Source organism: Streptomyces alkaliphilus, from assembly GCF_014141535.1.
Classification (GTDB): domain Bacteria; phylum Actinomycetota; class Actinomycetes; order Streptomycetales; family Streptomycetaceae; genus Streptomyces; species Streptomyces alkaliphilus.
In genome coordinates this window covers 1-8,032 of sequence record NZ_VKHT01000132.1, presented here as the reverse complement: position 1 = coordinate 8,032, position 8,032 = coordinate 1, and the positions used below count along the sequence as shown (strand labels likewise).

Annotated in this window: 7 protein-coding genes; 2 read left to right on the top strand and 5 right to left on the bottom strand. The window is 72.3% G+C overall.

All coding sequences use genetic code 11. The features are described from left to right. Positions 1 to 361, bottom strand: a 361-nt coding sequence (locus FNQ90_RS07000; protein WP_323379815.1) for a MerR family transcriptional regulator, incomplete at its 3' end; no start/stop codon positions are given. Between the two features lie 203 nt (positions 362 to 564). Between FNQ90_RS07000 and FNQ90_RS06995 the strand changes: the two genes are divergently transcribed. Next, positions 565 to 1,203, top strand: a complete 639-nt coding sequence (locus FNQ90_RS06995; RefSeq protein ID WP_323379814.1) for a GNAT family N-acetyltransferase — start codon at positions 565 to 567, stop codon at positions 1,201 to 1,203. A 133-nt stretch (positions 1,204 to 1,336) separates the two neighbouring features. Here FNQ90_RS06995 and FNQ90_RS06990 read toward each other — a convergent pair whose 3' ends face one another. Then, positions 1,337 to 2,329 carry a GlxA family transcriptional regulator gene (locus FNQ90_RS06990; protein ID WP_182605460.1) on the bottom strand — a complete coding sequence of 331 codons (993 nt, stop codon included), beginning with the start codon at positions 2,327 to 2,329 and terminating at the stop codon, positions 1,337 to 1,339. Positions 2,330 to 2,435: 106 nt separating this feature from the next. Between FNQ90_RS06990 and FNQ90_RS06985 the strand changes: the two genes are divergently transcribed. Then, the gene (locus FNQ90_RS06985; RefSeq protein ID WP_182605458.1) at positions 2,436 to 3,467 is read left to right on the top strand and encodes a saccharopine dehydrogenase family protein; all 1,032 of its coding nucleotides are present in this window, start codon (positions 2,436 to 2,438) and stop codon (positions 3,465 to 3,467) included. 276 nt (positions 3,468 to 3,743) lie between these two features. On the opposite strand, the gene FNQ90_RS06980 is transcribed toward FNQ90_RS06985, so the two are convergent. From FNQ90_RS06980 to FNQ90_RS06970, 3 genes are all read right to left on the bottom strand, one after another. Then, positions 3,744 to 5,591, bottom strand: a complete 1,848-nt coding sequence (locus tag FNQ90_RS06980) for a glycosyl hydrolase family 18 protein (RefSeq protein ID WP_407699316.1) — start codon at positions 5,589 to 5,591, stop codon at positions 3,744 to 3,746. Positions 5,592 to 5,814: 223 nt separating this feature from the next. Next, positions 5,815 to 6,243, bottom strand: a complete 429-nt coding sequence (locus FNQ90_RS06975) for a Rossmann-fold NAD(P)-binding domain-containing protein (RefSeq protein ID WP_143621871.1) — start codon at positions 6,241 to 6,243, stop codon at positions 5,815 to 5,817. Positions 6,244 to 6,336: 93 nt separating this feature from the next. After that, positions 6,337 to 7,944 (bottom strand): glycosyl hydrolase family 18 protein, encoded by a 1,608-nt coding sequence (locus tag FNQ90_RS06970; RefSeq protein WP_182605457.1) that lies wholly within the window; start codon positions 7,942 to 7,944, stop codon positions 6,337 to 6,339. Positions 7,945 to 8,032 lie beyond the last annotated feature (88 nt).

Sequence of the window (8,032 nt, the reverse complement as noted above, 5' to 3'; positions counted from 1 at the left end):
GGGTGGAGGTCACGGTGGGTTCCCTTCTGGACAGGTGATCGACGAGGAAACCGGCCAGGTCCCGGCGGGCGACGAGGTCGGCCTCGACCCGGGCCATGAAGGCCCGGACCTCCCCGGCCGCCGCCGGCCCGTCCAGCGCGCACACGCGCCGGATGAGGGCGAGCGGCATCCCCAGCCGGCGGAGCCAGGCCACCAGGCGGGCCCGCTCCACCTGATCGGGGGAGTAGTACCGGTAGCCGTTCGTCGGGTCGACCCGGGCGGGCGGCAGCAGGCCGAGCCCGTCGTACAGGCGAAGGGCCTTGGGGGAGAGGCGCGTGAGCCGGGCGAACGCCCCGATGGTCAGCCAACCCGTCCCGGACACCCGGCACCGCCTCCTCGTACCGGGTCCCTCGCCCGGCCCCACCGATGCTGGGGTCTCCCCCGAGGGGAGGGTCAACACCGCTGTCGAGCGCCGGAAAATCCGGTGCGGGAGAAGCGGCCGGCGGTGGAGGATCCGAGGTGTGACGACTCACGCGTACGCGACCTCGATCCCGAAGCACGTTCCGATTCAGGGGAGTTCACTCCGTGAGTCCGCACCTCGATCACGACCACCACAGCCGCGCCGGTCGGCCGGAGCCCGTGCTGCGCGGGTACGAGCCGGCGGATGAGCCGTCCTGGCTGCGCTGCCGGGTACTCGCCTTCCTGACCACCGCCTACCACGACGACGTGCTCCGGGCACGGCCCGCGACGCCCCCGCCCGGTTTCGGACTGGTGGCCGTGGTCCCCGCCATGCACCTCTCCGGCGAGGAACGCGAGAAGGTTCTCGGCATCCTCGATGTCTCGGTGGACGATGACCTGGCGACCATCGACACCGTGGCCGTGCACCCGGACCATCGCCGTCGCGGCCTCGGTCGGCAACTGCTCGCGGAGGCGCGGGCCCGGCTGCGAGCCGCCGGGGTCCCCGTGCTCGACGCCTGGACCCGCGACGACCCCGAGACCCTGGCCTGGTACCGGTCGCAGGGATTCGTGGAGAGCGATCACTACCTGCACGTGTACGCGAACGGGTACGCCGATCCCGGCGAGCCGGACCGGGCCGTGCGCACCCCCGCCTCCGGGCTGCGGCCGGTGGCGGTGTTCGCCCACGCGGATCTCGACCGTGAGGCGGAGCTGCGGCGGGGGTTCCGGCGGGTGCACGTCTGCCGACGGTTCTCGACCACCCCCTGAACGAGGGCTCGGGCGTTCCGGAAGGAGGGCCGCCCACCCGGAGCCGGGCGCCCCGGTGGGCGGCGGGTGGGACGCGCCGTGCGTCGACCGGTGTGATCACGACGTCAGGGGAGGATCGACCCCGGGTCCGTGGTCACCCGCCGGCGGGCGCGGAGGGGTCCGTTCCCGTGCGGCCGGGGCCGGGGTCGGTCCGCGAGCGGAAGGTGCGGCGATAGGTGTCCGGGGGCACACCGACCGCGCGGGTGAAGTGCCGGCGCAGGGTGGCGGCGGTGCCCATGCCGGTGGCCCCCGCGATGGTTTCGACGCTGTCGTTGGTGGTCTCCAACAACTCCCGGGCGCGGTGGACCCGTTGGGTGAGCAGCCATCGCAGTGGGGTGGTTCCGGTCGCCGACCTGAAGAGGCGCCCCAGGTGGCGCGTGCTCATGCGCGTCCGGCGGGCCAGGTCCTCGACGGTCAGCGGTTGGTCCAGCCGCGCCATCACCCAGGGGAACAGGTCGGCGAGTGGTGGGTCGCCCGGCGCCGGCACCGGGGTGGTGACGAACTGGGCCTGGCCGCCCTCGCGGTGCGGGGGTACGACCAGGCGGCGGGCCACCGCGTTGGCGACCGACGAGCCGTGGTCGAGGCGGACGAGGTGCAGGCACAGGTCCATGGCCGCGGCTTTGCCGGCGGAGGTGAACACGCCGCCGTCGTCCACGTACAGAACATCGGGATCCACCCTCACCCGGGGATGGCGGGTGGCCAGGGTCCGGGCGTGAGCCCAATGGGTGGTCGCCCGCCGCCCGTCGAGCAGGCCCGCGGCCGCCAGGACGAACGCGCCCGTGCACAGGGAGGCCACGCGTGCGCCCGCCTCGTGGGCCGCCCGTACCGCGGCGACCAGGTCCGCGGGGGGATCCTCGTCGACGTCGGCCCAGCCCGGCACGATCACGGTGTCGGCGTGCGGGAGGCGGTCCAGTCCGCCTTCCGGCTCGAGTCGGAACGGGCCGAAGCGCGTGGCGGCCGGCCCGCAGAGGGCGACGTCGTACCAGGGACCGGGGACACCGACCGGGGCGGCGCCGAACACCTCGTGGGCGACGGAGAGTTCGAAGTGCAACATGCCGTCGGTGACGACCAGCGCGACAGTGACCATGTCCGGAACTGTACGGGTCATGTCGTTCCGGACACTCGTGCCGGGGAGGCATCCCGATCAGGATGGCGGCGACGGAACACGACGGGTCACACGAGGGGGAGCAACCATGGAAGCGATGACCGGGGTGGTGGTCTACGGCGCGTACGGTCACACGGGGCGGTTCGTCGTGGCGGAGCTGCGCAGGCGGGGGTTCGCCCCGGTCCTCTCGGGACGTGACGCGGAGAAGCTGAGGGCGGCGGCCGAGGCATTCCCCGGCCTCGAAGCGCGTGCGGCGTCGGTCGACGCCCCGGCCTCGCTCGACCGCGCACTGGCCGGCGCGGCGGCGGTGGTCAACTGCGCCGGGCCCTTCGCGCTGACGGCCGCCCCCCTGATCGAGGCGGCCCTGAGGGCCGGAATCCCCTACGTGGACGTGGCGGCCGAGATCGAGGCCAATCTCGACACCTTCGCGCGCTTCGCGGAGCGTGCCCGCGCGGTGGGGGCGACGATCATTCCCGCCATGGCCTTCTACGGAGGCCTGGGCGACCTGTTGACCACCGCCGCGCTGGGTGATCGGAGGGCGGCCGACGAGGTGACCATCTCCTACGCGCTGAGCGAGTGGCATCCCACGCCGGGGACGCGGGCCGCGGGGGCGGTCTCCCGGCGGAGGCGGGACGGTCGGCGCGTCCGCTTCAGGAACGGGAGGCTGGAGTATCACCGCGAGGAGCCGTCGACCCGGGAGTGGCTCTTCCCCGACCCGGTGGGCCGCCGGACCGTCGTCGGGGAATTCACCACGACCGACGCGGTGACCGTTCCGGCTCACCTGGCCGTTCCGGAGGTGCGCACGATGATGACGTCCGAGGCGGCCGGTGACGTGGCGGATCCGGACACACCGCCGCCGACCGCGGTCGACGGGCAGGGGCGTTCCGCGCAGACGTTCCTCGTCGACGTCGTCGTGGGGTTCGGTGGCGAGGAGCGGCGCGTCGTGGCGAGGGGACGGGACATCTACGCCGTCACCGCGCCGCTGGTCGTCGAGGCGGTCGAGCGCGTGCTCACGGGACGGGTGGCGACGACCGGCGTCGCACCGGCCGGGGCGATCTTCGACGCGCCCGACTTCCTGCGGGCGTTGTCCCCGCACGTGTCCGTGGATCGGTACTCGTAGCGGGCGCACGGCCCGGGGCCCGGGCTTGCGCCGGGCCCGCACTCACAGGCCGCCGGCCCCCTCGGGGAAGCGAGGGGGCCGGCGCCGGGGCCCGTGGGGCCGGTGCGGTCGGGGAACGGCGGGCGGACCGTCCCCCGACCGCGGTCGGGGTGTCCCTCCCCGGTCGACGGACCGGGCCGGGGAACCGGCCCCGCCCCGGGTCGCGCCGACCGGGGCGGGGTGGAACCGGGCTGCCGGGGCCAGGCGGAGTCGACCGAACCCGGCAGCCCGGAGCTCTCAGCGGAGCCCGTTGCTGATGGCGGTGATCAGCTCGCCGTTGGAGGTGTCGCCGCTCAGCTCCCAGAACATCGCGCCGCCCAGTCCCTGCTGCTTGGCGTAGTTCATCTTCCCGGCGACGGTCTGCGGGGTGTCGTAGCTCCACCAGTTGTTGCCGCAGTGGGCGTAGGCGGTGCCCGCGATGGTGCCGGTGGCGGGGCAGGTCTGCTTGAGGACCTTGTAGTCCTCGATGCCCTGCTCGTAGGTGCCGGGCGCCGGGCCGGTGGCCGAGCCGCCGGGCGCCGACTGGGTGACGCCGGTCCAGCCGCGGCCGTAGAAGCCGATGCCCAGGGTCAGCTTCTTCGCCGGCACGCCCTGCGCCTTGAGCTTCTGGATCGCCTCGTGGGTGTTGAAGCCGGCCTGCGGGATGCCCGGGTAGGCGTTGAGCGGGGAGTGCGGGGCGGTGGGGCCCTGCGCCGCCCAGGCGCCGAAGAAGTCGTACGTCATGACGTGCAGGTAGTCGGCGTACCGCGAGCCGCCCGCGTAGTCGGCCGCGTCGATCTTGCCGCCGCTGGAGGCGTCGGCGGTGATGGCGGCGGTGACCAGCTGGTCGCCGAACTCGGCGCGGAAGGCCTGCATCATCCGGCGGAAGGAGTCCCGGCCGCTGTTGTCACAGGTCAGACCACAGGCGTTGGGGTACTCCCAGTCCAGGTCGATGCCGTCGAAGACGCCTTCCCAGCGCGGGTCGTTGACCAGGTCGTAGCAGGACTTGGCGAACGCCTGCGGGTTCTGCATGGCCTGACCGAAGCCGCCGGACCAGGTCCAACCACCGAAGGACCAGACGACCTTGATGTGCGGGTGCATCTCCTTGAGCTTCTTCAGCTGGTTGAAGTTGCCGCGCAGGGGCTGGTCCCAGGTGTCGGCGACGCCGTCCACGCTCTGGGCCGCCGTGTACGCCTTGTCGTAGGCGGCGTAGGAGTCGCCGATGGTGCAGCGGCCGTTCTGGACGTTGCCGAAGGCGTAGTTGATGTGGGTGAGCTTGGAGGCGGAGCCGGAGGAGACGATGTTCTTCACGTGGTAGTTGCGGCCGTAGACGCCCCACTCGGTGAAGTAGCCGACGTTCACCAGGTCACCGACCGGGTCGGGCTGCTGTCCACCGGTGGTGCGCACGGTCAGCGGCTCGCTCGCCGGGCCGGTGCCGCCCGGTCCCTTGGCCCGCACCGTGAAGGTGTAGGAGGTGTTGGCGCTCAGGCCGGAGCTGACGTGGTTGCGGGCCGTGGTGGTGGCGACGACGGAGCCGTTGCGCAGCACCTCGTACTCGGTGACGTCACCGGAGGCCGGGGCCCAGCTGATGGCGATGGAGTTGTTGGTGACGGTGCCCGGCACGAGGGCTCCGGGGGCTCCGGGAGCGCCCGGCTGTCCGCCGTTGCCGCCGTCGCAGGAGGCGCCGTTGATCCGGCAGTTGGTGGGGTTGCCGGTGCCGCTGCCGGAGAAGCCGACGGTGGTGGACTGGCCGGGGGCCAGGGTGCCGTTCCAGCTCTCGTTGGTGACGGTGTAGCTGTTGCCGCTGCGGGTCAGCACGCCGTTCCACAGGGCGCCCACGGTGGTTCCGGAGGGGAAGTCCCAGCTCAGGTTCCAGCCGTTGACGGTGGAGGTGCCGGTGTTGGTGATGGTCCACTGACCGCCGAACCCGCTGTCCCACTCGGAGGTCTTGGTGAAGGCGGCCGAGGCCCCGGCGGCCTGCGCGGGGGCGGCGAGCGCCACCATGAGGCCGAGCGGCACCGCCAGCGCGGTGAGCACGGCGACCAGCCGACGGGTGAGGGGGTTTCTTCGAGTGGTGCCGTTCCGTGCCGAAGTCCTTGTTCGCAAGGGAACTCCCGGGGATGGGGGTCGGACAGATCTGGGGGAATCCGCGCCGCCCGCGAGCACACCGATCCATCACGGTTCACGACGGTTCACGACGGGCCGTGAAGAGTCATGAATTGTCATGGTGCTCACCGCAGATGACCCGAGAGTAGAGAGGTCTGGACCACGGGTCAATAGGTCTGTACCAAAGAGCGAAGGAAAGGTGTCCCGCCGGGAGTTGCCCTGTTCACCCCTGTCGCGGCGAGCGCCCGAGACGCCCCACCGCCGCCACCGTGACGCCCTTCTCCGGGCACACCCAGTGCGGATCCGGCCCCAGCTCCGGTCGCACCTCCAGGGGATGCGGTGCGTGCGCTCCCGGCGCCCCCGACACGCACAGCGGGCACGCCGGCCACCGGCCGTCCGAGTCCAGCACCGCGTCCTGGACGTCCTGGGCCAACAGCCCGGCCACGAACTCCGCCCCCCGCGGCCACTGCTCCACCCACCACCGCCGGTGCCGCATCGCCTCGTCCAGCCGGGAGACCACGTCGGGCCGGTCCAGGGCGTCCGAGGCCAGGTCGGCGAGGACCCGGGCGCGCGCCTCCCACAGCGCCCGTTCCACCGGGTCGGGGTCGTGCCCGTCGTGCCGCTCGTCGTGTCGGTCGTGCTCGTCGCTCATGCCCCCAGCATCCACCCGTCGCCGACACGGGGACGCGCGAACCCGGGGGCGCGTCCGGGCAGGACGCGCCCCCGGGTCCCGGAGGGGGAGGGGTTACCGCAGGCCCTCGTGGATGGCGGTGATCAGCTCACCGTCGGCGGTGTCGCCGGTCAGCTCCCAGAAGAAGGCGCCGCCCAGGCCCTGCTGCCTGGCGTAGTCCATCTTCCCGGCGATGGTCTGCGGGGTGTCGTAGCTCCACCACTCGTTCCCGCAGTGGGCGAAGGCGGTGCCGGCGAAGATGCCGGTGGCGGGGCAGGTCTGCTTGAGGACCTTGTAGTCCTCGATGCCCTGTTCGTAGGTGCCGGGCGCCGGGCCGGTGGCCGACCCGCCCGGGTCGGTCTGCGTGACGCCGGTCCAGCCTCGGCCGTAGAAGCCGATGCCCAGCAGCAGCTTCTCCGCCGGCACGCCCTGCGCCTTCAGCTTGGCGATGGCCTGCTCGGTGGTGAAACCGTCCTGCGGGATGCCGTCCCAGGGGCTGAGCGCGGAGTGCGGGGCGGTGGGGCCCTGCGCCGCCCAGGCGCCGAAGAAGTCGTACGTCATGACCGCGATGTAGTCCGCGTGCTCGGCGCCGTAGCCGTAGTCGGAGGCGTCGATCTTGCCGCCCTCGGAGGCGTCGGCGGTGATGGCGGCGGTGACCAGCTGGTCCCCGAACTCGGCGCGGAAGGCCCGCATCATGTCGCCGAAGGCGCGCGGCCCGCTGTCGTCACAGGTCTCGCCACAGGCGTTGGGGTACTCCCAGTCCAGGTCGATGCCGTCGAAGACATCGGCCCAGCGCGGGTCGTTGACCAGGTCGTGGCAGGACTTCGCGAACCGCTCGGGGTTCTGCATCGCCTCACCGAAACCGCCGGACCAGGTCCAACCGCCGAAGGACCACAGCACCTTGATGTGCGGGTACGCCTCCTTGAGCTGACGCAGCTGGTTGAAGTTGCCCCGCAACTCCTGGTCCCAGGTGTCGGCCTTGCCGCTGACGCTCTCGGCGGCGGTGTAGGCACGCTCGATGGCGGCGTAGGAGTCGCCCATCACGCACTCGCCGTTGGTCACGTTGCCGAACGAGTAGTTGATGTGGGTGAGCTTCTCCGCCGAGCCCGAGGTCACGATGTTCTTGACGTGGTAGTCGCGGCCGTAGACGCCCCACTCGGTGAAGTAGCCGAGGTTGACGTGGTCACCGGGGCCCGTGGGGTTCGGGTCGGGGTCGGTCGGATCCGGGTCGGTCGGGTCGGGGTCCACGGGATCCGGGTCGGTCGGGTCCGGGTCGGGGGTGCCGCCGGAGCCGTCACCGTCGCAGGGGGCGCCGTTGATCAGACAGCTGATCGGCTCACCGGTCCCCGTCCCGCCGAGGCCCACGGTGGTCGAGGCGCCGGCGGCCAGGGTGCCGTTCCAGCCCTCGTCGGTGACGGTGTAGGTGTTGCCCTCACGGGTCATCACACCGTTCCACAGCGAGGTCACCTCGGTGCCCTCGGGGAACTCCCACTCCAGGGTCCACCCGTCGAGGGCCGTGTCACCGTCGTTCCCGATGGTCCATTGGCCGTTGAAGCCCCCGTCCCACACGGAGGGCTTCGAGAAGCTCGCCGAGACGCCGGCGGTGGTGTCGGCGGTCGCGGACAGTGCCGCGACCCCGCTCAACGGGACGGCCAGGGCCGCCGCGACGGCCACCAGTCTCATCGTGCGGCTCCGGGGGTCCGGGCTCGTGTTCCTGTGCTCACGCTGCTCCTTGGGGCGCTTCCGGCGTACGGGGGCCGGAGGCGAGAGG

Bases quoted from the DNA above. Each gene is read 5' to 3' on its own strand.
- FNQ90_RS06990 (WP_182605460.1), bottom strand. From the start codon at position 2,329: ATGGTCACTGTCGCGCTGGTCGTCACCGACGGCATGTTGCACTTCGAA.
- FNQ90_RS06985 (WP_182605458.1), top strand. From the start codon at position 2,436: ATGGAAGCGATGACCGGGGTGGTGGTCTACGGCGCGTACGGTCACACG.
- FNQ90_RS06975 (WP_143621871.1), bottom strand. From the start codon at position 6,243: ATGAGCGACGAGCACGACCGACACGACGAGCGGCACGACGGGCACGAC.
- FNQ90_RS06970 (WP_182605457.1), bottom strand. From the start codon at position 7,944: ATGAGACTGGTGGCCGTCGCGGCGGCCCTGGCCGTCCCGTTGAGCGGG.